The sequence below is a fragment of the Ralstonia sp. ASV6 genome, assembly GCF_016429285.1.
GTDB classification, from domain to species: Bacteria; Pseudomonadota; Gammaproteobacteria; order Burkholderiales; family Burkholderiaceae; genus Ralstonia; species Ralstonia flaminis.
Genome location: NZ_JAELUI010000037.1, coordinates 1 through 26,824 on the forward strand (window position 1 = coordinate 1; position 26,824 = coordinate 26,824).

General features: G+C 63.2%; 25 protein-coding genes, 3 tRNA genes and 1 pseudogene. 5 read left to right on the forward strand and 24 right to left on the reverse strand.

Going from position 1 to position 26,824, the window contains the following annotated elements:
* Nucleotides 1-283, reverse strand: a pseudogene (locus tag JHD73_RS09495) (glucarate dehydratase); the annotation flags it as partial.
* Nucleotides 284-388: 105 nt separating this feature from the next.
* On the opposite strand from JHD73_RS09495, the gene JHD73_RS09500 reads away from it, so the two are divergent.
* Nucleotides 389-1,144, forward strand: a complete 756-nt coding sequence (locus JHD73_RS09500; protein WP_199030044.1) for a FadR/GntR family transcriptional regulator — start codon at nucleotides 389-391, stop codon at nucleotides 1,142-1,144.
* A gap of 324 nt (nucleotides 1,145-1,468) precedes the next feature.
* On the opposite strand, the gene JHD73_RS09505 is transcribed toward JHD73_RS09500, so the two are convergent.
* Complete coding sequence (locus JHD73_RS09505) at nucleotides 1,469-2,170, reverse strand: response regulator transcription factor (protein ID WP_199030045.1); 702 nt, start codon at nucleotides 2,168-2,170, stop codon at nucleotides 1,469-1,471.
* Here JHD73_RS09505 and JHD73_RS09510 point away from each other — a divergent pair.
* On the forward strand, nucleotides 2,144-2,434 hold the full coding sequence (locus tag JHD73_RS09510) for a hypothetical protein (RefSeq protein ID WP_199030046.1): 291 nt from the start codon (nucleotides 2,144-2,146) through the stop codon (nucleotides 2,432-2,434). The two genes, JHD73_RS09505 and JHD73_RS09510, sit on opposite strands and share 27 nt — an antisense overlap.
* Before the next feature lie 225 nt (nucleotides 2,435-2,659).
* Here the strand turns inward: JHD73_RS09510 and JHD73_RS09515 are convergent, their stop codons facing one another.
* The 4 genes from JHD73_RS09515 to JHD73_RS09530 all read right to left on the reverse strand — a co-directional run bounded on the left by JHD73_RS09515 (nucleotide 2,660) and on the right by JHD73_RS09530 (nucleotide 9,039).
* Nucleotides 2,660-4,975 (reverse strand): CHASE2 domain-containing protein, encoded by a 2,316-nt coding sequence (locus JHD73_RS09515; RefSeq protein ID WP_199030047.1) that lies wholly within the window; start codon nucleotides 4,973-4,975, stop codon nucleotides 2,660-2,662.
* 4 nt (nucleotides 4,976-4,979) lie between these two features.
* Nucleotides 4,980-6,686, reverse strand: a complete 1,707-nt coding sequence (locus tag JHD73_RS09520; RefSeq protein ID WP_199030083.1) for a FecR domain-containing protein — start codon at nucleotides 6,684-6,686, stop codon at nucleotides 4,980-4,982.
* The gene (locus tag JHD73_RS09525; RefSeq protein WP_199030048.1) at nucleotides 6,670-7,383 is read right to left on the reverse strand and encodes a response regulator transcription factor; all 714 of its coding nucleotides are present in this window, start codon (nucleotides 7,381-7,383) and stop codon (nucleotides 6,670-6,672) included. The genes JHD73_RS09520 and JHD73_RS09525 overlap by 17 nt, the downstream gene beginning before the upstream one ends.
* Nucleotides 7,384-7,797: 414 nt before the next feature.
* The gene (locus tag JHD73_RS09530) at nucleotides 7,798-9,039 is read right to left on the reverse strand and encodes an MFS transporter (RefSeq protein WP_233176868.1); all 1,242 of its coding nucleotides are present in this window, start codon (nucleotides 9,037-9,039) and stop codon (nucleotides 7,798-7,800) included.
* 101 nt (nucleotides 9,040-9,140) lie between these two features.
* Between JHD73_RS09530 and JHD73_RS09535 the strand changes: the two genes are divergently transcribed.
* Entirely contained in the window at nucleotides 9,141-9,602 is a 462-nt protein-coding gene (locus JHD73_RS09535) for a helix-turn-helix domain-containing protein (RefSeq protein WP_199030049.1), read from the forward strand.
* 50 nt (nucleotides 9,603-9,652) lie between these two features.
* Here the strand turns inward: JHD73_RS09535 and JHD73_RS09540 are convergent.
* From JHD73_RS09540 to uvrC, 5 genes are all read right to left on the reverse strand, one after another.
* Nucleotides 9,653-9,726, reverse strand: a tRNA-Cys gene (locus JHD73_RS09540).
* 91 nt (nucleotides 9,727-9,817) lie between these two features.
* Nucleotides 9,818-9,893 (reverse strand) — tRNA-Gly (locus tag JHD73_RS09545).
* Nucleotides 9,894-9,945: 52 nt separating this feature from the next.
* Nucleotides 9,946-10,021: transfer RNA gene (locus JHD73_RS09550), tRNA-Gly, on the reverse strand.
* Between the two features lie 132 nt (nucleotides 10,022-10,153).
* Nucleotides 10,154-10,729, reverse strand: coding sequence for a CDP-diacylglycerol--glycerol-3-phosphate 3-phosphatidyltransferase (gene pgsA, locus JHD73_RS09555; protein WP_199030050.1), 576 nt, complete (start codon nucleotides 10,727-10,729; stop codon nucleotides 10,154-10,156).
* 69 nt (nucleotides 10,730-10,798) lie between these two features.
* Entirely contained in the window at nucleotides 10,799-12,772 is a 1,974-nt protein-coding gene (uvrC, locus tag JHD73_RS09560; RefSeq protein WP_199030051.1) for an excinuclease ABC subunit UvrC, read from the reverse strand.
* A gap of 97 nt (nucleotides 12,773-12,869) precedes the next feature.
* Here uvrC and earP point away from each other — a divergent pair, with 97 nt between their 5' ends.
* The gene (gene earP / locus JHD73_RS09565; protein WP_199030052.1) at nucleotides 12,870-14,063 is read left to right on the forward strand and encodes an elongation factor P maturation arginine rhamnosyltransferase EarP; all 1,194 of its coding nucleotides are present in this window, start codon (nucleotides 12,870-12,872) and stop codon (nucleotides 14,061-14,063) included.
* Between the two features lie 121 nt (nucleotides 14,064-14,184).
* The gene (gene efp / locus JHD73_RS09570) at nucleotides 14,185-14,769 is read left to right on the forward strand and encodes an elongation factor P (RefSeq protein ID WP_199030085.1); all 585 of its coding nucleotides are present in this window, start codon (nucleotides 14,185-14,187) and stop codon (nucleotides 14,767-14,769) included.
* A gap of 101 nt (nucleotides 14,770-14,870) precedes the next feature.
* On the opposite strand, the gene nagZ is transcribed toward efp, so the two are convergent.
* From nagZ to JHD73_RS09635, 13 genes are all read right to left on the reverse strand, one after another.
* Nucleotides 14,871-15,923 (reverse strand): beta-N-acetylhexosaminidase, encoded by a 1,053-nt coding sequence (gene nagZ, locus JHD73_RS09575; protein ID WP_199030053.1) that lies wholly within the window; start codon nucleotides 15,921-15,923, stop codon nucleotides 14,871-14,873.
* Entirely contained in the window at nucleotides 15,920-16,363 is a 444-nt protein-coding gene (gene acpS / locus JHD73_RS09580) for a holo-ACP synthase (RefSeq protein ID WP_199030054.1), read from the reverse strand. Before acpS ends, nagZ begins: the two co-directional genes overlap by 4 nt.
* The gene (pdxJ, locus tag JHD73_RS09585) at nucleotides 16,360-17,151 is read right to left on the reverse strand and encodes a pyridoxine 5'-phosphate synthase (protein WP_199030055.1); all 792 of its coding nucleotides are present in this window, start codon (nucleotides 17,149-17,151) and stop codon (nucleotides 16,360-16,362) included. The genes acpS and pdxJ overlap by 4 nt, the downstream gene beginning before the upstream one ends.
* Nucleotides 17,148-17,969, reverse strand: a complete 822-nt coding sequence (gene recO / locus JHD73_RS09590; protein WP_199030056.1) for a DNA repair protein RecO — start codon at nucleotides 17,967-17,969, stop codon at nucleotides 17,148-17,150. Before recO ends, pdxJ begins: the two co-directional genes overlap by 4 nt.
* A gap of 44 nt (nucleotides 17,970-18,013) precedes the next feature.
* Nucleotides 18,014-18,952, reverse strand: coding sequence for a GTPase Era (era, locus tag JHD73_RS09595; protein ID WP_199030057.1), 939 nt, complete (start codon nucleotides 18,950-18,952; stop codon nucleotides 18,014-18,016).
* 8 nt (nucleotides 18,953-18,960) lie between these two features.
* On the reverse strand, nucleotides 18,961-19,731 hold the full coding sequence (gene rnc, locus JHD73_RS09600; protein WP_199030058.1) for a ribonuclease III: 771 nt from the start codon (nucleotides 19,729-19,731) through the stop codon (nucleotides 18,961-18,963).
* A 1-nt stretch (nucleotide 19,732) separates the two neighbouring features.
* Nucleotides 19,733-20,101 carry a DUF4845 domain-containing protein gene (locus tag JHD73_RS09605; protein ID WP_199030059.1) on the reverse strand — a complete coding sequence of 123 codons (369 nt, stop codon included), beginning with the start codon at nucleotides 20,099-20,101 and terminating at the stop codon, nucleotides 19,733-19,735.
* 62 nt (nucleotides 20,102-20,163) lie between these two features.
* Nucleotides 20,164-21,057: a signal peptidase I gene (gene lepB / locus JHD73_RS09610; protein ID WP_199030060.1), complete on the reverse strand. Its 894-nt coding sequence runs from the start codon at nucleotides 21,055-21,057 to the stop codon at nucleotides 20,164-20,166.
* 21 nt (nucleotides 21,058-21,078) lie between these two features.
* On the reverse strand, nucleotides 21,079-22,878 hold the full coding sequence (gene lepA / locus JHD73_RS09615) for a translation elongation factor 4 (RefSeq protein ID WP_199030061.1): 1,800 nt from the start codon (nucleotides 22,876-22,878) through the stop codon (nucleotides 21,079-21,081).
* A gap of 216 nt (nucleotides 22,879-23,094) precedes the next feature.
* Nucleotides 23,095-23,370: a glutaredoxin family protein gene (locus JHD73_RS09620; RefSeq protein ID WP_199030062.1), complete on the reverse strand. Its 276-nt coding sequence runs from the start codon at nucleotides 23,368-23,370 to the stop codon at nucleotides 23,095-23,097.
* On the reverse strand, nucleotides 23,367-24,881 hold the full coding sequence (locus JHD73_RS09625) for a DegQ family serine endoprotease (protein ID WP_199030063.1): 1,515 nt from the start codon (nucleotides 24,879-24,881) through the stop codon (nucleotides 23,367-23,369). Before JHD73_RS09625 ends, JHD73_RS09620 begins: the two co-directional genes overlap by 4 nt.
* 76 nt (nucleotides 24,882-24,957) lie before the next feature.
* On the reverse strand, nucleotides 24,958-26,067 hold the full coding sequence (locus JHD73_RS09630; protein WP_199030064.1) for a MucB/RseB C-terminal domain-containing protein: 1,110 nt from the start codon (nucleotides 26,065-26,067) through the stop codon (nucleotides 24,958-24,960).
* Between the two features lie 11 nt (nucleotides 26,068-26,078).
* Entirely contained in the window at nucleotides 26,079-26,708 is a 630-nt protein-coding gene (locus tag JHD73_RS09635) for a sigma-E factor negative regulatory protein (RefSeq protein ID WP_199030065.1), read from the reverse strand.
* Nucleotides 26,709-26,824 lie beyond the last annotated feature (116 nt).

Here is a 26,824-nt window from a genome sequence, read left to right on the forward strand (position 1 = left end):
GCCGGCGCACGGTATTGAGCACGTTGTTGTATGCGCCGATCGGCTGCCCCACCACCAGCGGCGTCGCGTCTTCAATTGTCTTGCGGATCGCCTCGCCGCCCGGCACCTCGCCCACGCCGGTATGGCCATCGGAGTCTTCCAGGATGACGATGTTGCGGGTGAAGAACGGACCGTGCGCGCCGCTCAGGTTCAGCAGCATGCTGTCGCGGCCCGCCACGGGAATGACCTGGAGGCGAGTGATGCGCGGCGTGCGCAGGGTGGATTCAGCAGAGTTGTGGTTCATGGCCGTCACGTACGTTATCAGTCGTCATACAACATGGAGCGGAATATAATGGACGCATCCACGCAGAACTACCCCTGGTAAACCCGAAACCCGTCCGGAGACAGCATGTCCACCCCCGGCTCCCCCGCAACGCTCGCGCGCCGCACCCAAAGCCTGGCGGAAGTGGTGGTTGATTACGTCAAGCAGCGCATCGCCACCGGCGAACTACGTATCGGCGACAAGCTGCCCACCGAGTCGGAATTGATGGAAGCACTGGGTGTCAGCCGCACCGTGGTGCGCGAGGCCACTTCACGCCTGCAAGCCAAGGCGCTGATCGAGACTCGTCACGGCATCGGCAGCTTTGTGCTGCCCCCGCGCCAGGACAACACCATCCACTTGGGTGCCGCCTCCACGCTGCACGACATCCTGGCCATGCTGGAGTTGCGAGTGGCGCTGGAAACCGAATGTGCGGGCCTGGCCGCCCAGCGCGCCACGCCGGAGAATCTCGCCACGCTGCAGCAAGCGCTCGACGCCATCGAAGCAGACCAGGCCGCCGGCCGTGACAGTGCGGCGTCCGACCTACGCTTCCATCTGACCATTGCGCGCGCCACCGGCAACCAACACTTCGTGACGGTGCTCGACCAACTGGGCAAGACGCTGATCCCGCGCAGCCGCATCGACGCATCGCAGGTTGGCTACTTGAACTCGCAGGAATCGCGCACCACCGTCAACCGCGAGCACCACAGCATCTTCGAGGCGATCTCCCGCAAGGAGCCGGAAGCCGCCCGCGCGGCCATGCGCATGCACCTCTCGAACAGCCGTGAACGACTGCGCCGCGCACACGATCTGGCCGCCCCCGCAACACCCGAGGCCTTTACCTGAGCCAGCCGGCGCTTGAATCGGTGGGCCGGCTCCTTGTTGTACGACGTCTTATAACAAATCGACACACATTCAGCGCTACCGTACCCAGATGCGTGTTGATAAAGATTTGCATTGTGTCGGCGCCAGCCACGTAACCTGAATAGGCACCGACCCCTCGTGGGTGCGCTCCGGTCGCGGAAGAGAGAGCCGCGATCTACTTGGCCCTGATGCTGCTGTCCCGAGTATCAGGGCGCTTTTCTTTGGGCGCTCCCATTCGAGCAACAAAAAAGCCCCGACAGGCGGGGCTTTGTTTTGTGTGGGGAGGCTTTCAGCGTGGCTGCGTCATCAAACGACGCTTTCCATCACACGCTCCAAGCAGAAACCCTGTCCGTAGATCGCCCGCAGGCGCAGGCCGTTCTCAGCGCCCAGCAGCAACTTCTTGCGCAGGCGGGAGACGTGCGTGTCAAGCGTGCGTGAGTACGGGCTCAGCTCACGCCCCCACAACGCCAGTTCGATATCTGCACGAGACAGCACACGCCCAGCATTTGCAAACAGCAGCAACGCCAACTCAAACTCGCGAGCGTGCACCGCCACCTGAGTATCGCGCAGGCGGATCGAGCGGTTCTGTCGGTCGATCGTGTAGGGCCCCAGGCAAATTTCGGAGGCGCGCACGGCACGGCTGACGGCAAAGCGGCGGATCAGCGCATCGAGACGCGCCAGCAGCTCCGGCGGGCGAATATCGCCCTGGAAGCACAGATCTGCGCCGTGGTTCAATGCGTCGGCGGTCTCAACATCGGCCTGACCGTCAGCAAGATAAACGATGGCCATGCCAGGCCCCACACGCTCGCGCACTGTGCGCACCAGCGACAGCCCCGGCATGTCATGTGCATTTGCACCCACCATCAGCAGGTTGATGCCGTGCACATCGATGGCCTCGAACACCTGACGGGAGAGAAACAGCGGCACGCATTCGAAGCGCGACGGCTGCAGCGCGGAGTGAATTGCCTGTTGGCGGGCGATATGTGTGTCGATCAGGCCGATCTTCATGGCTCGGTCTCTTTCTGGATGGGCCGCGAAGCACAGCATGCAACTGCTTCACGTAAATCAACTGCAAATGACATCGCGCTGGCGCGCATCAACCCGACCGATGCCCTCGTCGCGCGAAGCGAACAAACGCCGACCAGCCAGCCAGACCTGTGCATCCTGCGGCAGATTCCCGTTGCCGCGCAGGGCTTGGTGCAGTTGCATGCGAAGGTGTTCGTATTCGCATTCGTTCAGCACATCGGTTGCGGTCTTGCTCAACATACGTAGCACCTTGGGTCGCCGGTCATTCCTGCGTGGTTCGCTTCTGCCTGCGCTTCCGGTTCTCGCCCAGGTACCGCCGTCTCTCGACCGGGTGCATCACCCGAGTACGTTGTGCTGGTCGGCAAATGAACTGTAGGGCCGCCAGACAAGCGGATTGCAAATGATTGAAAAAGGAAAGTGGCAGAAGCCGCACCGTGTGTGCGGTTGCCGAAAGAGCAAACGCCTGCGTGGTCAGGCGTCTTGGTGAAGCGGCCCGCGCGGCAGCCAGACTGTGAAGGTGGAGCCCAGCCCCGGTACGCTCTGCACGGTGATGCGACCGCCATGACGCTCAATGGCAGTCTTCACGAAGACGAGGCCGAGGCCGCTGCCCGATGGGGCGTTGGCTCCCGTCTCATGCAAGCGGTGGAATGGCTGGAACAGCCTTGGCTGATCCGCCAGCGCAATGCCAGCGCCCTGATCGGCCACGGCCACCGTGAATGCCCCTTCGTCGGCCCCCACCGATACCGTCACCAACGAACCCTGCGCGCTGAACTTGATGGCGTTGTTGAGCAGGTTAACCAAGGCACGCACCAGCAGGCGCGGCTCGCCGCGCACGGGCGCTTCGATGTCCGCCTCCACGCGCACCTCGACCTGATGGCGATTCGCCAGGGCCCAGACCTCGTCGGCAGCATCGAGCACCAGCCCAACCAGATCCACGTCCACCAGTTTGAGCGCCTGGGATTCGGCGCGTGCCAAGTCGATGAAGGCGTCAGCCAGCTCCAGCGTACGTGACGAAAGTTGCTCGATGCGGGAGAGCAGCACCTCTCGATCCAGCGCGCGCGAGGCATCGCGCTGCAGCTCAATCAGCGCCAGGATCGCGCTCTGTGGCGAGCGCATGTCGTGCGAGATGAAGCGCAGCGCCTCTTCACGATGGCGCTCGGCTTGGCGCACGGGGGTGATATCGGCAAAGCTGACGATGATGTCAACGGGGCGACCGGCGTCGTCGCGCAACGCGGCGGCGTGCATGAGCACCGAACGGCCATCGTGTGTATGCAGCTCGACAGGCTCCAGCTTGGCGTCGGGGTCAGCCAACCATTGCGCCCAGTAACGTTGGCCCGCAGTCGGATCGGAAAATGCGCGCGTCAGCAGGCTCGGCAGGTCACGCAGCGCCGCGGCGCGGTTCTGGCCCGGCGTGCTCAGTTGGCCGGTGAGCCCCGCGCTGCGGCCGTTGGCAAGGCGGATCGCGCCGTCCGGTGCGCAGATGACCGTGGCATCGGGCAAGCTTTCCAGCGCATCGGCCAGGAAGCGGCGCAGCCCGCGCAGCTTGTCGATGAGCGAGGCCACCGCATCCATGTGTGCACCGAGCGTGCGGCCCGTGCGGGCGAGCGGTGCAGTATCGGTCAGTACACCGGGTTCGCGCGCGAGGCGATAGAGTTCGGCGCGCAGGAAACGTAAAGCGGCTTCCTGCTGGCGCCAGCTCCACAGCGGGTACAGCACCAACGGCCCGACCAGCGCGGCAAACGGCGGCAGCCAGCGGTTGCCAAGCACCAGCACAGCGACCACACCCAGCAGCAACACTGCTGCACTCGCCAGCGCCACGGCCAGCGCCATGCGTGGCGTGAACCAGCGGACTGCGCACGCGGTCATCAGCAGCGGCAGCAACGTCATCACCCAGAACACGCCGTTCGGCACCGGCAGGATGGCGTTTCCATCGAGCACCGTTTGCGTGGCGTTGGCCAACACCTCGACGCCGCTCATCGTGCGCGACGTGGGCGTGGCGAAAATATCCGACACGCCCGAAGCCGTCGCGCCAATCAGCACCAGCTTGCCCGCGAAGACTTCGGGCGGCACACGACCATTGAGCACATCCAATGCAGGCACATGCCGAAAGGTACCGGCCGGCCCGGCAAAGTTCAGGCGGATATGCGCCTGTCGCGTCCACCCACTGGCGTCGGTTTCCAGATCCAGCGTGGCTGGCGTCGACACGGGCGCTTGTGCGGCCAGCCGCGCAAGTTGAACCGCCAGGTGGTCGAGCACGTGCCCACGTGGGCCTTCGGCCAGATACATGCCGCGCACCACGCTATCGGCATCGGCCGCGGCATTGATATGGGCGACAGTGGCCTCGATGCCGAGGAACGGATAGTGATACACGCGCCCCTGCTCTGTTCGTTCCGGCAGCGCAGGCAGGATGACGTGACCGGCCTGGGCGATGGCCGCAGTCAAAGCGCGATCGCCCTCGGGGTGCGCGAGGTCCGGTTCGATAAACAGAATATCGACGCCGATTCCGCGCGGGTGCGCCGCCCCTACACGTGCCAGCAGATCGGCCAGACGGCTGCGCGGCCACGGCCAGCGGCCCACTGCATCCAGGCTCTGATCGTCAATGGCGACGATGACGATGTCGTCGCGCGCTGGATGCCCATGCAGCGTGATCACGGTGTCATACAGCGCCGAATCCAGCCGCTCGACCACACTCCAGCGCACTGCACCGATCGTCAGCAGTGCAGCCAGCAGCACCAGCACGCCCCACTCCGCCAAAGAGCGCAGCCTTCCGTGCGGAGCTGTTCGCATCGGGTCAGCGAGGGTTGGTACGACCGGACCAGTCATTGAGCAAGAGATTGCCGCCGCCGCTCTGCACGGGGTTGCGCGACGAATCGCCGACGAACGCACCAACATCGATGCGCTGCGGCTTGGCATACATAACCGATGCCGGGTCGCCCAGGTCAACGCCTGTGCGGATGTAGTACGTACCGGCTGGCGGCTGCGGAATGGCGGCTTCGCTGCCGTCACTCACGATGTCGGCAACCGGTTTGGCAAAGGTCGGCTCGCTGGCAAGCTGCACGCGCGTGCGCGCGCCGGCTGCTGCCAGTTCGGGCGCGAGTGCGGGCCAGTGGGCGTGCAGCATGCCGTCGTCGCCTGCATCAACGGAGGCTGGGGGCACAGCACCCGGCGGAATATCGAGCGCCTGGAAGCGCAGCGCATCGCTCCACGGGCCGGTCTTGCCGTCTTCAGCCACCGAGCGCACGCGCCACCACCAGGAGCCTGCGCTCAACGCCTTGGTCACGCGCACATCCTGCCCGCGTTGCTGGACAACGGGCGACGCAAAGGTCTCCGTGTCGCCTACTTCTACATCGTAGCTGCGCGCATCCGACACCGTTGCCCATGAGAACACCAGCTCACCGCTGCGATAGGTTTTTCCGCTCGCTGGCTGAATCGTGTATGGCGCCTCCGGGTGCAGGCGCACCGTAAAGGGTCGCGTGGCCGACGGGCTGGTCAGGCCAAGCGCGTCAATGCTCTGCACAACCAAGGTGTAGTCGCCGTCTTCGTCACCGCACAGGGTAGCGCCCGGCGTCTTGCTGTGTTGATAGGCACTCAGTTCGGTCAAGGCGGCGTCACGCGCAACGGCCGCACGATAGGCAACCGCCCCTTTCACCGGCTGCCACATCGCCCGGAAGCACGGCCGCTGCACCAGATCCGGAATGGCGTCGAGTTTTGGCGCCGCAGGCAGCGCCGCGCGCTTGAGGTGTCCGCCTGAGACCTGTACGCCAAACCCGGCTTTGACTCCCTGCGTTCGGCGGCCGGCCTGGGCGGCTACTTCCCCTTCGAGCACGGAACTGGTCGATACGGACTCGCTTGCCTGCACGCGAAAGCGCGTGCCGCGTACGCCCGTCACGAGCGACGGCGTGGAAATCTCATAGCGGCCTACGCCCGTTTTCCTGGGCGAAACGTTCGACTCGGCCTCGCCCTGTTTCACGTGCACACGCACGTCGATCAGCCCAGCGCGCGCAAACGCACGCACACGCGACAACGCCACGCGGCTGCCCGGCGGCACGGTCACGCGTGTGCCGTCATCAAATGCGAGCGTGACGGCGCCCTTGTCGCCGGTTTCGATCTGCGTGTCTTCTGCGAGCTTCATGCCGGCTTGCAGCGGCTTGCGGTCGGCGGTCGTGGCGTCGCGCGCAAACACGACCTGCGCCGTGGCCGGCACCACCGGAATGCGGTCGAAGGGAATCCGCAGCACAGAGCCCGGCTGCAAGTGGTACGGATCCGCGACGTGGTTGCGCTGCTGCAGCAGGCGCCAACCTTCGACGCTATCCATGTAGCGGTCTGCCAGGGCGATCAGCGTGTCGCCGGGCTGGACGCGATAGAGGAAATCGCTGCCGTCTGCGCCGGAAGGCTGTGCAACCGCCGCCTGCCAGACGCCCCCAAAAACAACAAGCGCGCCGACAACCGCGGCGCGCCCGAGCCTTTTGCGTCGAAACGCTTCAACCTGCTTCGCCATCGTCTTGTGTGGTTTCGAGTCGATAGCCATGCGAGTACACCGAGACGAGCCGCACGCCATTCTTCTGATTGAGATCCAGCTTGAGCCGCAGCTTGGAGATGTGGGTGGCGAGTGTGCGCGAATCCGGGCCGATGCTGCGCCCCCAGACGGCTTGCTCGATCAGCTCGCGCGGCACCAGCTTGCCGACATTGCGGAACAGGTACAGCCCCAGGTCGAATTCCCGCGGCGACAGCTCGACCTGCGACCCATTCAGTGTCAGCACACGTCCGATCGGGTCCACAGCATACGGACCCACGCGGATGCGCTCAAGCGATTCGCTGGTGCGCGGCGCGGCGCGGCGCAGCAAGGCGCCCACGCGTGCCACCAGTTCAGCGCGGCGCACCGGTTTGATGACGTAGTCATCCGCGCCGGCAGCCAGCCCGCGTACCACATCATCTTCGAGTGAGCGGTTGGTCAGGAACAGCACCGGCAGCGCAGGGCCGACCGTCTGCCGCACCCAGCTCACGAGCTGGATGCCGCTGATGTCCGGCAACTGCCAGTCAAGCAGCAGCAGGTCGAAGGTTCGATCCCGCAGCGCCTTGACGAAGGCATCACCGCTACTGAAAGACTCGCATTCGTATCCGGACGAAACCAGGATCTCTCGAATCAACTCCGATTGCGCCTGGTTGTCTTCTACCGAGGCAATTCGTATCGCCATCTGGACTGCCTTTTCCCCGCTCCGGGCCCGGCTGTTCAGCCGGCTCCCGCCGCCGCTACATGGGACGCCGGCTCGCTCCCTTTGTCGTTGTGATCGGGGTCCCGGACCAGCGCATCATGGTTTGATCCGCCGGCCACCTCCGGCGCGGCACCGACTCCCGCGCAAGACCTTACCCAGGCCACCAACATGCCTTACATGTCGACTTGAGCCCAGGTCATCCTAAAAGGCCAACCCTGTCATATTGCAAACAATTGTGAAAACCTAGGCGCAGAGCCAAAGTTCTGTCGTGTTCTATCATTTTTCACCACGTCAGAACAAGGCAGACCCCTTCGAAAAGTATAGGACTCGGCTTATCGAATGGCAGGCCCGCCGGGTATACACCGGTCTAGCACACCCCTCGAAAGAGGGGAATTGCTAGCGCGCTTCCACCTCCAGCCGGCGCGTCCACGCCGCGGTTGCCGCCCAGAACCCCAGCGCCGCCACGCTGATGCCCGCGCCCAAGAGGCACACGCCCAACCACCCCGTCCACGCATACACCGCTGTTGAGGCCATTGCCCCCAGCCCACTGCCGGCCGCGTAGAACAGCATGTAGGCACCGACCAGTCGGCTATGCGCGTCCGGATGCAAGCGGAAGATCAAACTCTGGTTGAGCACGTGAACGGCCTGCCCACCCAGATCAAGCAGGATGACGCCAACAATGAGCCAGGCTAGATGCTGCAAACCCAACCCCAACGGCACCCAGGCGATCAGCAGCAACCCCAGCGCGGCGGCAGTGGCCGGCTGCGCCCACCCGCGGTCTGCTAAGCGCCCCGCACGTACTGCCGCCAGCGCACCTACCGCCCCTACCAGCCCGAACATGCCGATACCCGCCGTCGAAAACGCATACGGCGGCGCACTCAACGCCAATGCCAGCGCGCTCCAGAACACGCTGAATGCTGCAAACATCAATAGGCCGATCAACCCACGCACCTGCAGCACGCGTTCGGTCAGCAGCAATTGCCACGTCGAGCGGAGTAGCGCGCCGTAGCGCATGGGCACAGCTTCCATCGGCGGTGCTGGCAGCCAGCGCCACAACACAGCCAGCATCGTTACCGAGATCCCCCCCGACACGGCATACACCGCTCGCCAGCCCCAGGCATCTGCGATGATGCCCGCCACCGCCCGCGCGACGAGCAACCCGATCACCACGCCACCTTGCACCACGCCGAGCACACGGCCGCGCTCTTTCACCGAGGCCAACGCAGCGGCACAGGCGATCAAACCCTGCGTCATCGCCGTCCCCAGCAGGCCAACGCCCAGCATGCCCAGCAACAGCGGCCAACGCGTTTGTGCGAGGCACACACACAGCAGCGCCGCAGTCAGCAATACAAGCTGAACAAGCAACAGTGGCTTGCGTGGCCAGCGGTCACCCAGCGGCACCACCAGCGCCAACGCCAGCGCGCATCCCGCCTGCGTTGCGCCGATGATGCCTCCGGTCCAGGCATCGCTCAGCGCAAAGTCGCGGGCCAACGCATCGAGCAACGGCTGCGCGAAGTAGACGTTGGCCACGCTGACCGCCGCACACATCGCCAGCATGGCAACCCAAGCCCGTGGCAAAGCGCCCACGGGAGCAATCTTCTCCCCGGGCGAATCAGCAGCAAGAGAATCGACAAGCATGCATACCCCATCTGGTTTTAAATTAAAACCAGATGAGTCTAGGCAGACTTGTTTTATCATGCAACCACTTGACCGACGCGGCCATTCGCCGCCCATGGACCATGGTTCAACGCAAACGCTTTGACGACTCCACCTGCCCTGTCGCGCGCGCACTCGATGTGATCGGGGACCGCTGGATGCTGCTAATCGTGCGCGATGCTTTCGACGGCCTGCGCCGCTTCAGTGAATTTCAGAAGAGCACCGGTGCTGCGCGCAACATCCTGGCCGACCGCCTGCGGCTGCTGGTCGAGCACGGCATCTTTGCCGTGGCCCCGGCCTCCGACGGGACGGCGTATCAGGAATACGTTCTGACCCCCAGGGGCGAGGCGCTCTTCCCGCTGGTCGTGGGTCTGCGGCAATGGGGGGAAGCGCATCTGTTTGCGCGGGGCGAGAGGCATTCCGTACTGGTCGACAAGCAAACGGAACAGCCGCTCGCGCCGATGCAGCCCGTGGCCCGAGACGGCCGTACGATTCGGGCAACAGAAACAGAGGTGCGCAAGGTGGCGGTCAAAGCGCGCGGCTAGGCGCGATACCAAAGAAAAAGCCCCGAACCAGTCGGGGCTTTTTTGCATTCTGGAGGCGGAGGCCGGAATCGAACCGGCGTACACGGCTTTGCAGGCCGCTGCATAACCACTTTGCTACCCCGCCAAGGGCTGAGCACCGTATTGTAGCAATTCGTGAAGAACTGCGTTGTGCCGTGCCGATAAAGAAAAAGGGAAGCAAGGCTTCCCTTCGGGATTGGAGCGGGAAACGAGGCTCGAACTCGCGACCTCAACCTTGGCAAGGTTGCGCTCTACCAACTGAGCTATTCCCGCGTAACCGGTTATGCCGCCGTGCACCACATCAACACGGCCACATATTTCAAACTGGAGCGGGAAACGAGGCTCGAACTCGCGACCTCAACCTTGGCAAGGTTGCGCTCTACCAACTGAGCTATTCCCGCATTTTGGCTATCAGCACTGCCGTACAACTTTTGTGCTGCCAGACCGTTTCGTCACATCGCTGCAACGAGAAAGAGATTATGGCAAAAAAGAATCGCGCTCGTCAACACTTTTGCGCGAGAGTTTTTGCAGGCTCACTTTGCGCGCTCGCGGATCTGCGGCCAGGCGAGCTTCATGTAGTAAGCCATCGACCACAGCGTGAGCACCGCTGCCACGTAAATCAGCCAGGTTCCCCACATATGCGCGTCGATCACGTCGAGCAGCTTGCCCTCGAACAGCAGCAGCGGAATCGCGATCATCTGGAAGGTCGTCTTCAGCTTGCCGAGCATGTTGACGGCTACGCTCTTTGACGCGCCGATCTGCGCCATCCACTCGCGCAGCGCCGAGATGGTGATCTCGCGGCCGATGATGATCAACGCGACGATGTCCGAGACACGGCCCAACGCCAGCAATACCAGCAGCGCTGCGGCCACCATTAGCTTGTCGGCCACCGGATCGAGAAAGGCGCCGAACGATGAAGTCTGGTTCCAGCGGCGCGCGAGAAAGCCATCGAACCAATCGGTCAGTGCCGCGACGATGAAGAACACCGCGGCCGTCAGATTCTTGGCGGGCAGCGCCATCCAAGTGTCCGGCAGGTAGAACACGCCCACCACCAGCGGGATCATGGCCACACGCAGCCAGGTCAGGAGGATCGGGAAATTGAAAGGCATGGCAAGTCGAGAAAACAACTACTGCGCCGGGTCATGCGCCGGCGCGGCAAGATGGGGCATTGTCGCCGATCAATGCAGCTGGCGGTAGATTTCTTCGGCCAGGGTCTGGGAGATGCCTTCCACCGTAGCCAGCTCATCCACGCTGGCAGACATCACGCCGCGCAAGCCGCCAAAGCGCGCCAGCAGCCGCTGCCGGCGCTTGGCGCCAATGCCCTCGATCTCTTCCAGCCGCGAGGTATTGCGTGCCTTGGCCCGCTTGGCGCGCATACCGGTGATCGCAAAGCGGTGCGCTTCGTCACGGATCTGCGCGACCAGCATCAGCGCGGCGCTGCCCTGCCCCAGCTCCAATGAAGACCGGCCGTCAGCGAAGATCAGCGTCTCCAGACCAACCTTGCGACCTTCTCCCTTGGCTACGCCGACCAGCAAGCCGATGTCGAGCCCCAACTCTTCAAACACCTGCCGCGCGACTTCCACCTGCCCCTTGCCGCCGTCGATCAGCACGATGGTGGGCATGTTGGGTGTGTCTTCGCCCGCCTGCTCGACGATCTTCTGGTAGCGGCGGGTCAGGACCTGGCGCATGGCGGCATAGTCGTCGCCGGGGGTGATGTCCTGGATGTTGTAGCGGCGGTATTCGCCGTTTTGCATGGCGTGGCTGTGGAAGACCACGCACGAGGCCTGCGTGGCCTCGCCGGCGGTGTGGCTGATGTCGAAGCACTCGACGCGCAGCGCGGCAAGGTCTTCGAGATCGATACCGATGGTCTCAGCCAGTGCGCGCGTGCGGGCCTGCTGGCTGCCTTGCTCTGACAGACGCCGCATCAATGAAAGCTCAGCACCCTTCTCGGCCATCTCCAGCCACGCACGGCGCCCGCCCTGCGGCTGACGCACGACAGACACGCGGCGCCCAGCCTGCTCGGCCAGCGCGTCGATGAGTTCCGTTGCATGGATCGGGTGACTGACCACCAGCACGGGTGGCACGAACTGGTCCAGGTAGTGCTGCGCGACAAACGCTTCGAGGATGTCGCTGGCCATGCGCTCCGGATCGCGCGCCAATTCCGCTGCGGAAGCACCCTCGGCTTCCACGTCTTCCCCAACGATGGCGGCGCCATCCTCCACGTGAGTCGGAAAGTAGGCCTTATCTCCCAGATGCCGGCCGCCGCGCACCATCGCCAGGTTCACGCAGGCGTGACCACCCTTGATGGCCACGGCCAGGATGTCGATGTCGCTGGCCTGCCCCACCTCTTCCACCGATTGCTGCGTGAGCACGGTCGACAGCGCGCCGATCTGGTCACGTACGACGGCGGCCTGCTCGAACGCAAGCGCCTCTGAATAGCGCTGCATCTTGTTTTGCAGCGTCTGCATGACTTCGTCCTGACGACCTTGCAGGAATCCGGCCGCGTTGGCGACGTCGCGGGCGTAGTCCTCAGGGCTAATCGCCTGCACACATGGGCCACTGCAGCGATGGATCTGGTGCAGCAGGCACGGGCGCGTGCGGTTGTTGAAGACGGTGTCTTCGCACGTGCGGAGCTGGAACACCTTCTGCAGGATCTGCATGCTCTCGCGCACCGCATGCGCACTCGGGAACGGACCGAAGTACTGGTGCTTGCGATCCGTCGCGCCGCGGTAGTACGCCATGCGCGGATAGGCGTGCTGCGTAAGCTTGAGATACGGATACGACTTGTCGTCGCGAAACAGGATGTTGTAGCGCGGCGCCAGCGCTTTGATGAGGTTGTTCTCAAGCAGCAGCGCTTCGGCCTCGCTGCGCACGACGGTGGTGTCGATGCGCGCGATCTTCGCCACCATCATCGCAATGCGCGGCGAGAGCAGCGTCTTGTTGAAGTAGCTGGAGACACGCTTCTTCAGGTCACGCGCCTTGCCCACGTAGAGCACATTGCCCTGCGCATCAAAATAGCGATACACGCCGGGCAGGTTGGGCAGGCGCGCGATGTACGCTTTCGCATCGAAATCAGGCACATTCGCGGGCGCGCTGGACTCGGCGCTCTCAGGCGTCTCAGGAAAATCGGGTGGCGTGGGGTCGGACGGCATGACGTTCGCAGGCTCAGAGGGCGTCAGTGTAGAACAAGCCGCCGACTACAATGTCGGCCCACCGTCTTTCCCGCCCGACTCGCCTTTCTCTTTCTGTATGCGCACCATCACGTCCTGGGATCTCTTCTGCCGCGTCGTCGACAACTATGGCGACATCGGCGTGTGCTGGCGCCTTGCCCGGCAGCTTACGCAGGAGCACGGCCACACCGTGCGGCTGTGGGTCGATGACCTGCGCTCATTCGAAAAGCTCTGCCCCGCCGTTGACGTAACCGCCGAGGCGCAGCGCGTCTCGGGCGTCGATATCCGCCAGTGGGGCGATGATGCGCAGGTGGCCGCATTGCTCGCCGCCGATGCGCACGCCACGCCGCATGACGTGGTGATCGGCGCCTTCGCGTGCGCCGTTCCGGAGCCGATGCTGCAGGGCATGGCCGCGCTTGCATCGCAGAGCACGGCGCCAGTCTGGATCAACCTGGAATATCTCAGTGCAGAGAACTGGGTGGCCGAGTATCACGCGATGCAATCGCCACATCCACAACTGCCGCTGGTCAAATACTTCTTCTTCCCGGGCTTTGCGCGCAATACGGGCGGTGTGCTGCGCGAAACGCATCTGGGCGCCCAGCGCGCAACGTTCAACGCCAGCCCGGCGGCTCACCAAGCGTTGTGGCACCGGCTCGGCGTGGACGACCTGATGCGCGAACACCCCGACGCCCTGCGCGTAAGCCTGTTCGCATATGCCAACCCGGCATTGCCGGCGCTGGTTGCCCAATGGGAAGCCTCCCCGCTGCCGGTGATCTGCCTGGTGCCCGAGGGCTTGGCCGCCACGCAAATCGCCGAGTTGCCGGGCAGCACCGGCGCCGCCAAAGCAGGTGCCCGCTGGTCGCGCGGCCAACTGACGGTCGCGGTGGTGCCGTTTGTTCCCCAGGAGCACTACGATCCACTCTTGTGGGCCTGCGACATCAACTTCGTGCGCGGAGAAGATTCCTTTGTGCGCGCGCAGTGGGCGCTGCAGCCATTTATCTGGCACATCTATCCGCAAAGCGACGATGTGCACCTGACCAAACTGGATGCCTTTCTGGCGCGCTACGCCCCCGCCCTGCCCGAAGCGCAAGCCAATGCACTCCGCACGTTCTGGCACGCCTGGAATGGGAGGCCAGACACGCTCGACTGGCCTGCTCTTGTGGCCGCCGCACCGGCCCTGCGCAACCGCGCGATCACCTGGGAGCACACCTTGTTGCATCTGGGTGATCTTGCCGCGAATTTGGTGGCATTTTGCGAAAAACAGGTAAAATAGCGGGCTGATCTCTATATGCGGCCCCGGCTTTGATCTAGTTCGCGCGACCCGAGGGTATCGCGCGGTGCTTCGTTGCTTGGCGCGCATCGAACCCTCTTTTCTCAGGAAATGTGAAATGGCTTTGAAAATCGCGCAAGAACTCCGCGCTGGCAACGTGTTCATGTGGGGCCCCAACGGCAAGGAAGCAGAGGCGATGGTCGTGCTCAAGACTGAGTACAGCCGCTCGGGCCGTTCGGGCGCCGTCGTCAAGATGAAGTACAAGAACCTGCTGTCGGGCGCAGGCGGTGAATGGGTGTTCAACGCCGACGACAAGCTCGATCAGGTCATCCTGGACAAGAAGGAAGCCGAATACTCCTACTTCGACGGCACGATGTACGTGTTCATGGACCCGGTCACGTATGAACAGTACAACGTCGAGCCCGCCGCCATGGGCAGCGCGCTGAACTACCTGCAAGACGGTATGAAGGTCGAAGTGACGTTCTACAACGAGAACGCCATCTCGGTGGAACTGCCGACCACGGTGGTTCGTGAAATCGTCTACACGGAACCGGCTGTCAAGGGCGACACGTCGTCGGGCAAGGTTCTGAAGGCCGCTCGCATCAACGACAACGAAGAATTCACGATCATGGTGCCGCTGTTCTGCAACATCGGCGAAAAGATCGAAATCGACACGCGTACGGACGAGTACAAGAGCCGCGCCAAGTAAGCTGGCGCAGCACCAACAAAAAAGGCAGCTTCGCGCTGCCTTTTTTGTTGTGTCCGTGAAAAGCGAACCGGGCAAGCGGCCCGCCATCGCCTCTCTACGCTTTACGCAATCAGCCGGGCCTCACGCAGGGTACGCAGGGCCTGCTTGTAGGCCGATTGCTGTTGCAGCTTTGACCAATCCTTGATCGCCCTGCCGCCAAACAGCCGGCGCACACGTCGCTGGGATGCTTTGCCCATCGCCACGTCCAGTTCCCCAAGCAGGCGATCGGCCTTGTCCGGCGCATTGCAGATCAGCACCATGTCGCAGCCCGCAGCCAGTGCCGCACGAGCACCATCCACCACGGAGCCGGCGACGCTCGCGCCTTCCATGCTCAGATCGTCGCTGAAGATCACGCCGTCGAAATTGAAGTGCGCACGCAGCATGTCCTGCAGCCAGAAGCGCGAGAAGCCGGCCGGATTCGGATCGACCGCCGAATAGATGACGTGCGCCGGCATCACCGATTGCAGGCCGAGGCCCATCCAGCCATACGGCTGCGCATCGTCAGCAAGAATGGCCTCAAGCGGGCGATCATCCACTGGCACGGCAACGTGCGAATCGGCCTGGACATAGCCGTGCCCCGGGAAGTGCTTGCCACAGTTGGCCATGCCGGCCAAGCGCAGGCCGAGCGTCAGGTGGTTCGCGAGCATGGTCACGACGCGCGGGTCGCGATGGAAAGCACGATCGCCGATGACGCTGCTGGTGCCGTAGTCGAGATCGAGCACGGGCGTGAAGCTCAGGTCGATATCGCACGCGCGCAGTTCAGCGGCCAGCACGTAGCCGCATGCGGTGGCCGCGCGCGTCGCTGCCAGCACGTCGCGGTCCCACAGTTTGCCTAGGGCGCCCATCGCGGGCAGGTGCGTGAAACCATCGGTCTTGGCGCGCTGCACGCGGCCGCCCTCGTGGTCGATACAGATCAGCACGTCATCACGGATGGCGCGGATCGCCTGCGTGAGCGCCGTCAGCTGCGCGCGCGACTCAAAGTTGCGGGCAAATAGGATCACACCACCCGTCAACGGATGCGCGATGCGACGGACATCGTCAGCCCCGAGTTGGAGGCCCGCAACGTCGAGAACGATCGGGCCGGGGCGTTTCTGCGTCTTTGCTGTGGAATTCATGCGGTGGGTTTCGTTTGCAACTCGGCGACGGCAAAGGCGACAGCGTAGTCGCGCTCGTCCGTCACGCTGATCTGAATATGGAGGCCATGCTGTGCAATCCAGTCGGCCAGTTCGCCGCTGTAGCGCACCACAGGTTGCCCGGAGGGTAAGTTGAGCGTCTGCACTGCGCGCCACGTCATCGGCCAGCGCATGCCCAGGCCGATGGCCTTGGACACGGCTTCCTTGGCGGCAAAGCGCGTCGCCAGAAAGGCCAGCCCGCGGCGCTCGGAGCGCGCCTTACGGGCGTGGTAGACACGCAGTTCATCGGGCCCGAGCACCTTTTCGGCAAAGCGGCCGTTGGTCCGCTGCATCACGCCCTCGACACGCTCGATCTGGATGATGTCGGTCCCGATGCCATAGATGGCACCGGACACCTTAGCGGCAGCGGCCTGCTCGTTCATACGGGCACGCCCGGATGGGCCGCAGTAGGCGTCATGGACGACAAGCGCGCTGCCACCATGATCGCCTTCATCTCGCGCACTGCGTTCTGCCAGCCGGCAAACACAGCATGCGCCACAACGGCGTGGCCGATATTCAGCTCGTGGATGCCCGCGATGGCCGCGATCGGTTGCACGTTCGTATAGTGCAGGCCGTGGCCGGCATTCACGCGCACGCCCCAGCGGATGCCCTCTTCCACGGCCGTTTCGATGCGGACGAGTTCCGCCTTCAGCTCGGCATCGTCGGTGGCTTCGGCATAGCGCCCCGTGTGCAGCTCGATGACGGGTGCGCCAGCGGCAGCTGCGGCTTCAATCTGTGCCGCATCCGGATCGATGAACAGCGACACGCGGATGCCCGCATCGGCCAGTTGCTTGCACGCTGCCTGCACCTTGGCAAAGCCGCCCACCACATCCAGGCCACCCTCGGTGGTCACCTCCTGGCGGCGCTCCGGCACGAGACACACGTCTTGCGGGCCGATATCGCAGGCGATGTCGAGCATCTCCTGCGTGACAGCACACTCCAGGTTCATGCGCGTGCGAAGTTGCGGGCGCAGCGCACGCACATCGGCATCCTTGATATGACGACGGTCTTCGCGCAGATGCAGCGTGATGAGATCAGCGCCGGCCTCTTCCGCCAGCAACGCCGCTGCAATCGGATCCGGATAGGTGGTGCCGCGCGCGTTGCGCAACGTGGCGACGTGGTCGATGTTGATGCCCAGGTCGATAACGCCCGGCGAAGCATGAAAGATCATAGTTTCTGCAAGTCGATCAGGATCTGGCGCGTCGAAAGCGGCGTGCCGTGCAAATGATAATGCAGCAGGAAACGCATCAGGCTGCGGCTCTGCTGGGCAGTTGTGGCGCGTGAGGCGTAGTCGTCGCGCTCCATGTCGATCAGTGTCTGACCGCGCAGCACAGGCCAGGAGGAGGGATCGCTCGGCAACGCGCGGCGGATGCCGCGTTCAGGGTGATAAACGTAGTCGCCCTCGGCCTGCACCGGCTCACCGTCAATGCAGCGGTCGAGCTGGGCAGCAAAGCCGGTTTCCCGCAGGAGCACACGTTCGAACGCGCGCAGTGTCAACGCAGCGGGCTCACCGTGCGCGAGTTTATTGAGTGTTTCGACGTAGTGCGCGAACAGCACCGGGTGGCCGTCTTCGCGGGCAACGAACTTGACCAGCAGCTCGTTCAGATAGAAGCCCGACAATAGCCCTTCGCCACCGAGCGGGACCATACCGCCAACCCACTCGGCGCGGGTCAGCGTACGCACATCACCGCGGCCACTCCATGACACCGACAGCGGCTGGAACGTCTGCAGCACCGCACGCAGCGCCGAATGCGGTCGCTTGGCGCCCTTGGCGACCAGCGCCATGCGGCCGTAGTCCGGCGTGAAAACGTCGATGATGAGGCTGGTCTCGCGGTACGGGTAGCTGTGCAGCACGAAGGCCGGCTGCGCCGCAACGCGCGTCTCCGAGCGCCCGGCAGGAAAGCTCCTGCGCGGCGCGGCGCCGGCAACGCCTTCCTCTGCCAGCCATTCCGCAGCCTCGTCCGGAATCGGATCGGATCGTCCCGCCATCGAGCGTGTGTGGAGTTGCCAGCTAAAGGCAAACGGTTAGGCGGCTACTCGTAGCCGTAGGCGCGCAGGCCGGCTTCGTTGTCGGCCCAGCCGCTCTTGACCTTGATCCAGACCTCCAGATACACCTTGCCGTCGAACAGTTTTTCCATGTCCATGCGTGCTTCGGTCGAGATCTGCTTGAGCTTGGCACCCTTGGCGCCAATGATCATCGCCTTGTGCGCGTCACGGTCCACCAGAATGGTGACGAACACGCGGCGCAGGCGGCCTTCGGTCTCGAACTTGTCGACGACGACGGTGCTGGAGTACGGCAATTCGTCCCCGGTCCAGCGGAAGACCTTCTCGCGAACAATTTCTGCGGCCAGGAAGCGCTCGCTGCGGTCAGTCAACGCTTCCGGGTCGTACATCGGCTCGCCTTCCGGCAGGTACGGGCGCACGATGCCGAGCAGGCGGTCGATGTCATCGCGGTTCTTGGCCGACATCGGCACGATTTCGGCAAACGGAAACACCTGCGCCATGTCTTGCAGGAACGTAGCGACCATCTCGGCACGCGTGTAGCCATCCAGCCGATCGACCTTGTTGACGATCAGGATCACGGGCGTCTCGCGCGGCAGCAGTGAGAGTACCTTCTCGTCGTCCGGGCCATAGCGACCAGCTTCGACCACGAACAGCACGGCATCCACCGACGTGAGCGTGGACGTGACCGCGCGGTTAAGCGAACGGTTCAGCGCGGTGGCATGGCGCGTCTGGAAGCCCGGCGTATCGACGAAGACGAACTGCGCGTCGTCCGTGGTTTGAATGCCGGTGATGCGATGACGCGTGGTCTGCGCCTTGCGCGACGTGATGCTGACTTTCTGGCCCACCAGGGCATTCATCAGCGTGGATTTGCCAACGTTCGGGCGCCCAACGATGGCGACCATGCCGCAGCGGAACCCCTCCGGGGCACCAGATTCTGGTTGCGGAGGCTGCAATGGGGTGTCGCTCATTTACCTGATTATTCCTTCAACCTGAGAGACAACTGCGGATCGGGCGGTGTGGCCTGCTTGCGCGTCTTGCCGGTGCGCTCGGCGCGGCTGCGCTTGACGAGCTGCGGCACCAGGCGATGCGCTTCATCCAGGGCCAGTTTGGCCGCCGATTGTTCGGCCGCGCGCCGCGATGCCCCACTGCCGGAAACGCGAATCTCCAGCTTCGGAATCGTGCACTCGACCTCGAACTGCTGATTATGCGCCGCGCCGTGGGTGGCAACCACCGTGTACAGCGGCAGCGCAATTTTGTGACCTTGGAGGTACTCCTGCAGCAGCGTCTTGGCATCCTTGCCTAGCGTGCGCGGGTCGACCTGCTCCAGGATCGGGATATATAGCTTGCGGATCAGCGTGCGAGCGGCATCGAAACCGCCATCGAGAAACACCGCACCGAAGATCGCCTCCAACGCATCCGCCAGGATGGATGGCCGGCGGAAGCCACCGCTCTTCAACTCGCCCTCGCCCAAGCGCAATGCGTCAGGCAACTGCAACATCTGAGCAATCTCGTACAGCGCCTGCTGCTTGACCAGGTTGGCCCGCACGCGCGAGAGATCGCCCTCATCCAGCTTGCCGAACATGCCGTAGAGCATGTCTGCGACAGCGCAATTCAGGATCGAATCCCCCAGAAACTCCAGGCGCTCGTTATGCATCGCGCTGTGGCTGCGATGGGTGAGCGCCTGCTGCAGCAACTCCGGTTTGCTGAAGCGATAGCCAAGGCGTTGCTGCAATGCATCCAAACTCATGTCAACGCTGGGTTCCCGAATAGGTAATCACCAAGCCGATCGGGCCGTACAGCGGAATCTCGCGCTTGTACGAGAAGCGCACTGCCTGAATGGAGCCACCTGCATCCAGCACGTCCAGATCCTCGCCCTTGATCGACTTGATGTCATCAATGGCGGCCTGCTTGTCGAATGCATTGGACACCTCTTCACGCGTGCTAGCACGCTCGCGTGCCTGCTTCACTGCGCGGGTAATCGCTTGATACTCCATCAGGCTTGGAACGGACCGGATTGCTGGCAGCACGAACGTGATCAACACAATAATGCCGATCAGGATGCCGAACATCGAAATCCCGCGCGACTGGCGTTTCAGACCGGCCTGACGAATCCGCATTGCATTTCCCCCGTTGTGCAATTGCCGAGTTTCAATAAGAGAATTTTGAGTCACTTACCGGATCAATGGAAGCTGCCGATCCGCTTCAGGTCACCCAGGTTCATCCAGATGAAGAACGCCTTCCCGACGATGTTCTTGTCCGGCACGAAGCCCCAGTAACGGGAGTCCGCGCTGTTGTCGCGATTATCACCCATCATGAAATAGTGACCTGCAGGTACCTTGCAGGTAAAACCGGTCTGATTGTAAGTGCAGTTTTCGCGGAACGGAAAATCGTCCGGACCCGACACGTAGGCCGGACGATCGGCGTCGTTGAGGATGTTGTGCGAGACGGTACCGAGCGTCTCCTGGTACTGCTTGGAGTACGTTAGGCGCTCGCCGTCGAGGTAGTCGGACTGCGGCGCATAGGTGGCAGGCTGGCCGTTCACCGTCAGGCGCTTGTTGTCGTACTTGACCACGTCACCCGGCACGCCGATCACGCGCTTGATGTAATCCATCGACTCGTCTTTCGGGTAACGGAAGACCATCACGTCGCCGCGCTGCGGCTGGTTCAGATCGACAATCTTCTTGTTCACGATCGGCAGACGAATGCCATACGTGTACTTGTTGACGAGGATGAAATCGCCGATCTGCAGGGTCGGGATCATCGAGCCCGACGGAATCTTGAACGGCTCGATCACGAACGAGCGCAGCAGGAACACTGCCGCGATTACCGGGAAGAAGCTTGCGGTGTACTCAAGCCACCAGGGCTGGCGCAGCTTGTCTTCGGCCAGTTGCAGACGCGCTGCGCCGATGTCGCCACCACCGCCGTACTGCGCCTGCACTTGTGCGCGCGCATCGAATTCAGCCAGCGCTGTCGCCGCAGCCGCTTGGCGCTGGCGTTGGAACACAAGCTTGTCAGCCACCCAGGCAATCCCGGTGATGACAACGAGAACAAACAAAATCAGGGCGAAGTTCATGTGTGAGAGATTCGTCCGGGGTTATTTTTCTTCGACGCGCAGGATGGCGAGGAACGCCTCTTGCGGAATTTCAACCGTGCCCACCTGCTTCATGCGCTTCTTGCCCTCCTTCTGCTTCTCGAGGAGCTTCTTCTTGCGCGAGATGTCGCCGCCGTAGCACTTGGCTAGCACGTTCTTGCGCAGCGCCTTTACGTTTTCACGTGCGATCACGTTGGCGCCGATGGCAGCCTGGATGGCCACGTCGTACATCTGGCGCGGAATGATTTCGCGCATCTTGGCGGCCACTTCGCGGCCACGGTAAGCGCTGTTAGAGCGGTGGACGATGATGGACAGCGCATCGACCTTGTCACCGTTGATCAGGATATCGACCTTGACCACGTCAGACACGCGATATTCCTTGAACTCGTAGTCCATCGACGCATAGCCGCGCGAGACCGACTTCAGGCGATCAAAGAAGTCCAGCACGATTTCGCCCATCGGGATCTCGTACGTCAGTTGAACCTGGCGCCCGTGGTAGCTCATGTTGATCTGCGAGCCGCGCTTCTGCTCGCACAGCGTGATCACGGCGCCCACATATTCCTGCGGCATGTACAGGTTGACCGTAACGATCGGCTCCAGGATCGCCTCGATCTTGCTCGGGTCCGCCGGCATCTTGGCCGGGTTTTCCACCTGCACCATGGTGCCGTCGCGCTGCTGCACCTGATAGACCACCGTCGGCGCGGTGGTGATCAGGTCCATGTCGAACTCGCGCTCCAAACGCTCCTGCACGATCTCCATGTGCAGCAGGCCAAGGAAGCCACAGCGGAAGCCAAAGCCCAGCGCCTGCGAGACTTCCGGCTCGTACTGCAGCGAAGCGTCATTGAGCTTGAGCTTCTCCAGCGATTCACGCAGCGCTTCGTACTGGTTGGCCTCCACCGGATACAGGCCGGCAAACACCTGCGGCTTGACTTCCTTGAAGCCTGGCAGCGGCGCCTCGGCCTTGCGCGGGGCCACGTGGGTGATGGTGTCGCCCACCTTGGCAGCCTTCAGCTCCTTGATACCCGCGATGACAAAGCCAACCTGACCTGCCGACAGCGATTCACGCGGAACCGACTTCGGCGAAAACACGCCCACCTGCTCCACCAGATGCTGCGCACCCGTGGCCATCAGCAGAACCTTGTCCTTGGCGCGCAACGTGCCGTTCACCACGCGCACCAGCATCACCACGCCGACGTAGTTGTCGAACCACGAGTCGATGATCAGCGCCTGCAGCGGCGCATCCGGATCGCCCTTGGGCGCAGGCACCCTGGCGATCAACGCCTCAAGCACGTCCGCCACACCCACACCGGTCTTGGCCGAGCAGCGCGTCGCATCCGTCGCGTCGATGCCAATCACATCTTCGATTTCCTGGATCGCGTTGTCCGGGTCGGCTGCGGGCAGGTCGATCTTGTTGAGCACCGGCACCACTTCCACGCCCAGCTCAATGGCGGTGTAGCAATTGGCGACTGTCTGCGCCTCCACGCCCTGCGACGCGTCCACCACCAGCAGCGCACCCTCGCAGGCGGACAACGAGCGGCTGACTTCGTAGCTGAAGTCGACGTGCCCCGGGGTGTCGATCAGATTGAGGTTGTAGATCTTGCCGTCCTGCGCCTTGTAGGACAGCGCGGCGGTCTGGGCCTTGATGGTGATGCCGCGCTCCTTCTCGATGTCCATCGAGTCCAGCACTTGGGCTTCCATCTCGCGGTCGGAGAGGCCGCCGCACAACTGGATGATGCGATCGGCCAGCGTCGATTTGCCGTGGTCGATGTGGGCGATGATCGAAAAATTGCGGATATTGTCCATCGAATGCGTCGAAAAGCGCCCATCCCAGGGGCGCGTTGCCGGGCCACGTGTGGCGAGTCCGGCATAGCCGGCGCGCTCAGGACGGCACCGGCAGGAGAATTGGATTTGAAGCCAAGGTTGCGACGCAAAATCATGCGATGCAAAAATCGGCGCTAACAGTCGATTTTACCGGATTTCAGGGGGCCTCCCGCGCCTCTTTTTGCGGCGCTGCCGAGATCAGGCCCGCGTCGTCTGTGCGGCCAGCCAGCCCTGAACGGCAGGCACATCCACAAAGTAGTGGCACAACTCCTGCGCTCCCCCCAACTGCGAGTCAGGCGCGCCGGTCATGAGCACCGGCACCAGTTCGCCAAAACGCGCTTCCAGCGCCGGATCGCTGTCGACGTCCACCTCGTGCAAAAGAAAAGAAAAATCACGCCGGAGCGGTTCCAGCGCGACCTTCATGTCGTCGCACAGATGGCAGTACGTGCGGCCGTAGAGCGTCAGCTCAATCACTGACCGCTGCCCGAACGCGCCGCACTCGGGCGCATCGTCACCACCTGCGTGGCATCGCCTCGACGCACAAACACGGCCACCATGCGGTTCTTGTCGAGCTTGCCGACCACGTCGTTGAACTGCTTGGCGCTGGTGATGTCGGTATCGCCCACGCGCAGAATCAGGTCACCAGCGCGGATGCCCACGCGTGCCGCCGGACCTTCCGCCACTTGCACCTCGACCCCCACCTTGGTCTTGAACTCGCGCTGCGCGCCCTCAGACAGATCGGCCACCACCAATCCCAGCGCATTCGGCTTGCCTGGACCCTGCTGGCTGTTGTCGGGCTGGGAACCCTTGCCGCGCTGCGCGACCTTGGTATCAGCCTGCAGCTCAGCCACAGTCACAGACAAATCGCGCGTTGTGCCCTTGCGCCAGACCTGCACGGTCGCACGCGTGCCCGGTTTGGTCTCGCCAACCTGGCGCTGCAGGTCGCCCGCGCGCTCGACATCGCGGCCATTGAATTTCAGAACGATGTCGCCCGCTTCGATGCCCGCCTTGTCGGCCGGACCACCCGCCTCGACGTTGCCCACGTAGGCACCGCGCGCCCGTCCCAGGCCCAGCGATTCCGCCGCGTCCTTCGGTACGTTATCGATGGCCACGCCGATGCGACCCCGCGTCACGCGCCCCGACGCCTTGAGCTGTTCAGCCACACGCATCGCCTCGTCGATCGGGATCGAGAACGAGATGCCCATATAGCCGCCGCTCTGGCTATAAATCTGGTTGTTGATGCCGATCACCTCACCACGCAGGTTGATCAGCGGGCCGCCTGAGTTGCCCGGATTGACGGCCACATCCGACTGGATAAACGGCAGATAATCGCCCGTATCGCGCCCCTTGGCCGACACGATGCCAGCCGTGACCGTGTTGTCCAGCCCAAACGGCGAGCCAATCGCCAGCACCCACTCACCCACGCGCACCTTGTCGGAATCCCCTTGTTTCAGGCTCGGCAGGCCACTGGCCTCCACCTTGACGAGAGCGACATCGGTACGCTTGTCCAAGCCGATCAGCTTGGCCTTGAACTCACGCTTGTCGAGCAGCGTCACGTAGATGGTCTCGGCGCCATCCACCACGTGGGCGTTGGTCAAGATGTAGCCATCGCCGGAAATGATGAAGCCGGAACCGACACCACGGCTCTGCTCTTCTTCTTGCGGCTGCGGTGTGCTGCGGCGCTTCTGACCTTGCCCCTGACCGGGCATGCCAGGCATTGGCACGCCGAAGAAACGGCGAAAGAACTCGGCCATGTCGTCGTCGCTCGGGCCGCCCTGCATGCGGACCTTCTCGGTCGTACGGATGTTGACGACAGCGGGGCTGACCTTCTCGACCAGGTCGGCAAAATCGGGCAAGCCGTACGTGCCGGTGGCCACGCTGCCGGTCGCATTCTGCGCATGGGCGGGCAAGAGCGCGCCTCCAGCCGCCATGAGGGCAGCAACGCACAACAGACGCAAGGCATGAACGGTTCGAGCGGTACGCATGAAAGCTCCCCGGAACAAAGACAGATAGAGAAATGCGCTGCGTGATCTAGTCACGCAGCTTGAGGCAGGCGCCGGCTTATTGTGGTGCGTTGGCCGGCTTGTTGGTTGCCGAGTTGGTCGCGTTGGCGGAAACCGGCTTGTAGTCGACCGCTGCACCGAATTGCTTGATGGTAGCAAACGGCACTTCGCCCACCACCGTCAGCCAGAAATCGGCAATGCGGCGCACCATCACGTGTGTCGCACCCTGCGAAATGAAGCCCTCGCGGCGCGTGCGCTTCTCGGAAACCGGCTCGATGAAGAGCGACAATCCGGCGAGCCCGTCGCTGAACACGACCTGCTGCACTTCGAAGCTCGAACTGCCTTTGCCCGCCGGCGCAATATCGCCCAGCGGACGACGCACTTCGCGAATCTTCTGGAAACCCTTGATGGGCGTACCGATGGTCCAACCCTGATCAGCCAGGTTGGTCGGCTGTGTCACGATCTCGTATTGGTTCCAGCCACTCAGATTCTTGAGCGCCGCAATGATCTTCTGCTTTTCCGACGGCACACCCACCTCGACCTGCGAGAAGGCAACCTGTTCCAGCACTTTGCCGTCGTCGCCGATGGTCTGTGCACGCATCAGCAAACCGCTGTTGCGGTCAGCCCAGATGCGATAGGCATAACGGAAGCCATCTTTCGGGTCGAGCTGGAAGACTTCGCAATCCATGCCGGCCACGCGCTCAGACGGCAGGTGACGCATGTCGTACTGGTCAAGCACGTCGCCATTGGTCGTGGCGAGCAGCGCCGGGAAGCTGTCTTTGTGCTCCTGTTTCTCGGTCACGACCAGCTTGACGTCGTAGATCAGGTTCCGGACGACGTCGTTCTGACGCAGCATCTCGCGCTGCTTGCCGTCCAGCGCTTCAACGCGCTCGTACTCGTTATTGAAGAGATCGGCGTAGTGCTGAATGCGCGTGGAATGCATGCCGGTACCACGCTGGTACGTCAGCGTGCCGACATAGTTCTGCTTGAGTGCCGCGCGATGAATCTTGGCCAGCCACGAGGCGGCCTCCTTGCGCGGCATGGGTTCGACTTGCGGCTGCGCAGCGGCAGCCAGCGTCGATGCACAGAGAAGAAGGAAAACGGACCGACGAACGGCCTGCAGCTTGCGGGCGCCTGCCCCGGCAACGGGGTGCCACACCTTCGACATGGATGCCCGCATTATTCCTGATTGGAGTCCTGGGTGTTCGACACCGCGTTGGCCACCGCACGCAGATACGGAACCACCATGCCGTTGGTCGCCGACTGCCGATGCGCGCTCAGGTATTCGTCCAGGCGGGCGTCGCGGATCATGGGCGTATTGTCGGCCGAGGCCAGCGTCACGCCCGGTGCGTCGGCACCCTGTACCGCCTTGGCAACCAGTGCCGGCGAGGCTCCGCTGTCGGCGGGACCACGCAATTGCGGCACGACCACCCAGCTAACGGCCGCCACCGCCGCAGCCACGGCAGTCGTTGGCATGATCCGGCGGACCCACGAGGGGCGGACCAGGAAGCGATGCCTCTCTTCGGCTTGCGCGCGCTGCGCCACGGCCGGCACCAGCAGATGCGGCTCGGCGTCGAGCTTGGCCGAGAACCGGCTAAGGAAATCTTCGGAGGAGCGCGTGTTCAGCAGGTCTTCCGACCGGAGCACGTCACCGATCAGCTGATACTCGCGCCAGTGCGCCGCGCCCTCGCCGTCCTTGGCGAGTTCGACAGCCGACGACACCTCGTGCGCCGCCACTTCACCGTCCATCAACGCGGAAATACGCTGCGCGAATTCCGCTTCTGCTGCCTGCATTTGAGCCTGACCCATTTCCCGACCCCAAAAACTCCAACGTCCAATCAACGATCCGAGAGAAGACTTCCCGAGGTTTCACCGTTTGCAGCCGGGGCTTACGCCCGCGGCCGCCGGCTTGTCATATCGGCTGG

Coding starts and splice junctions, on each gene's coding strand:
- JHD73_RS09500 (WP_199030044.1), top strand. CDS start 389: ATGTCCACCCCCGGCTCCCCCGCAACGCTCGCGCGCCGCACCCAAAGC.
- JHD73_RS09510 (WP_199030046.1), top strand. CDS start 2,144: ATGTGTGTCGATCAGGCCGATCTTCATGGCTCGGTCTCTTTCTGGATG.
- JHD73_RS09505 (WP_199030045.1), bottom strand. CDS start 2,170: ATGAAGATCGGCCTGATCGACACACATATCGCCCGCCAACAGGCAATT.
- JHD73_RS09515 (WP_199030047.1), bottom strand. CDS start 4,975: ATGCGAACAGCTCCGCACGGAAGGCTGCGCTCTTTGGCGGAGTGGGGC.
- JHD73_RS09520 (WP_199030083.1), bottom strand. CDS start 6,686: ATGGCGAAGCAGGTTGAAGCGTTTCGACGCAAAAGGCTCGGGCGCGCC.
- JHD73_RS09525 (WP_199030048.1), bottom strand. CDS start 7,383: ATGGCGATACGAATTGCCTCGGTAGAAGACAACCAGGCGCAATCGGAG.
- JHD73_RS09530 (WP_233176868.1), bottom strand. CDS start 9,039: ATGCTTGTCGATTCTCTTGCTGCTGATTCGCCCGGGGAGAAGATTGCT.
- JHD73_RS09535 (WP_199030049.1), top strand. CDS start 9,141: ATGGTTCAACGCAAACGCTTTGACGACTCCACCTGCCCTGTCGCGCGC.
- pgsA (WP_199030050.1), bottom strand. CDS start 10,729: ATGCCTTTCAATTTCCCGATCCTCCTGACCTGGCTGCGTGTGGCCATG.
- uvrC (WP_199030051.1), bottom strand. CDS start 12,772: ATGCCGTCCGACCCCACGCCACCCGATTTTCCTGAGACGCCTGAGAGC.
- earP (WP_199030052.1), top strand. CDS start 12,870: ATGCGCACCATCACGTCCTGGGATCTCTTCTGCCGCGTCGTCGACAAC.
- nagZ (WP_199030053.1), bottom strand. CDS start 15,923: ATGAATTCCACAGCAAAGACGCAGAAACGCCCCGGCCCGATCGTTCTC.
- acpS (WP_199030054.1), bottom strand. CDS start 16,363: ATGAACGAGCAGGCCGCTGCCGCTAAGGTGTCCGGTGCCATCTATGGC.
- pdxJ (WP_199030055.1), bottom strand. CDS start 17,151: ATGATCTTTCATGCTTCGCCGGGCGTTATCGACCTGGGCATCAACATC.
- recO (WP_199030056.1), bottom strand. CDS start 17,969: ATGGCGGGACGATCCGATCCGATTCCGGACGAGGCTGCGGAATGGCTG.
- era (WP_199030057.1), bottom strand. CDS start 18,952: ATGAGCGACACCCCATTGCAGCCTCCGCAACCAGAATCTGGTGCCCCG.
- rnc (WP_199030058.1), bottom strand. CDS start 19,731: ATGAGTTTGGATGCATTGCAGCAACGCCTTGGCTATCGCTTCAGCAAA.
- JHD73_RS09605 (WP_199030059.1), bottom strand. CDS start 20,101: ATGCGGATTCGTCAGGCCGGTCTGAAACGCCAGTCGCGCGGGATTTCG.
- lepB (WP_199030060.1), bottom strand. CDS start 21,057: ATGAACTTCGCCCTGATTTTGTTTGTTCTCGTTGTCATCACCGGGATT.
- lepA (WP_199030061.1), bottom strand. CDS start 22,878: ATGGACAATATCCGCAATTTTTCGATCATCGCCCACATCGACCACGGC.
- JHD73_RS09625 (WP_199030063.1), bottom strand. CDS start 24,881: ATGCGTACCGCTCGAACCGTTCATGCCTTGCGTCTGTTGTGCGTTGCT.
- JHD73_RS09630 (WP_199030064.1), bottom strand. CDS start 26,067: ATGTCGAAGGTGTGGCACCCCGTTGCCGGGGCAGGCGCCCGCAAGCTG.
- JHD73_RS09635 (WP_199030065.1), bottom strand. CDS start 26,708: ATGGGTCAGGCTCAAATGCAGGCAGCAGAAGCGGAATTCGCGCAGCGT.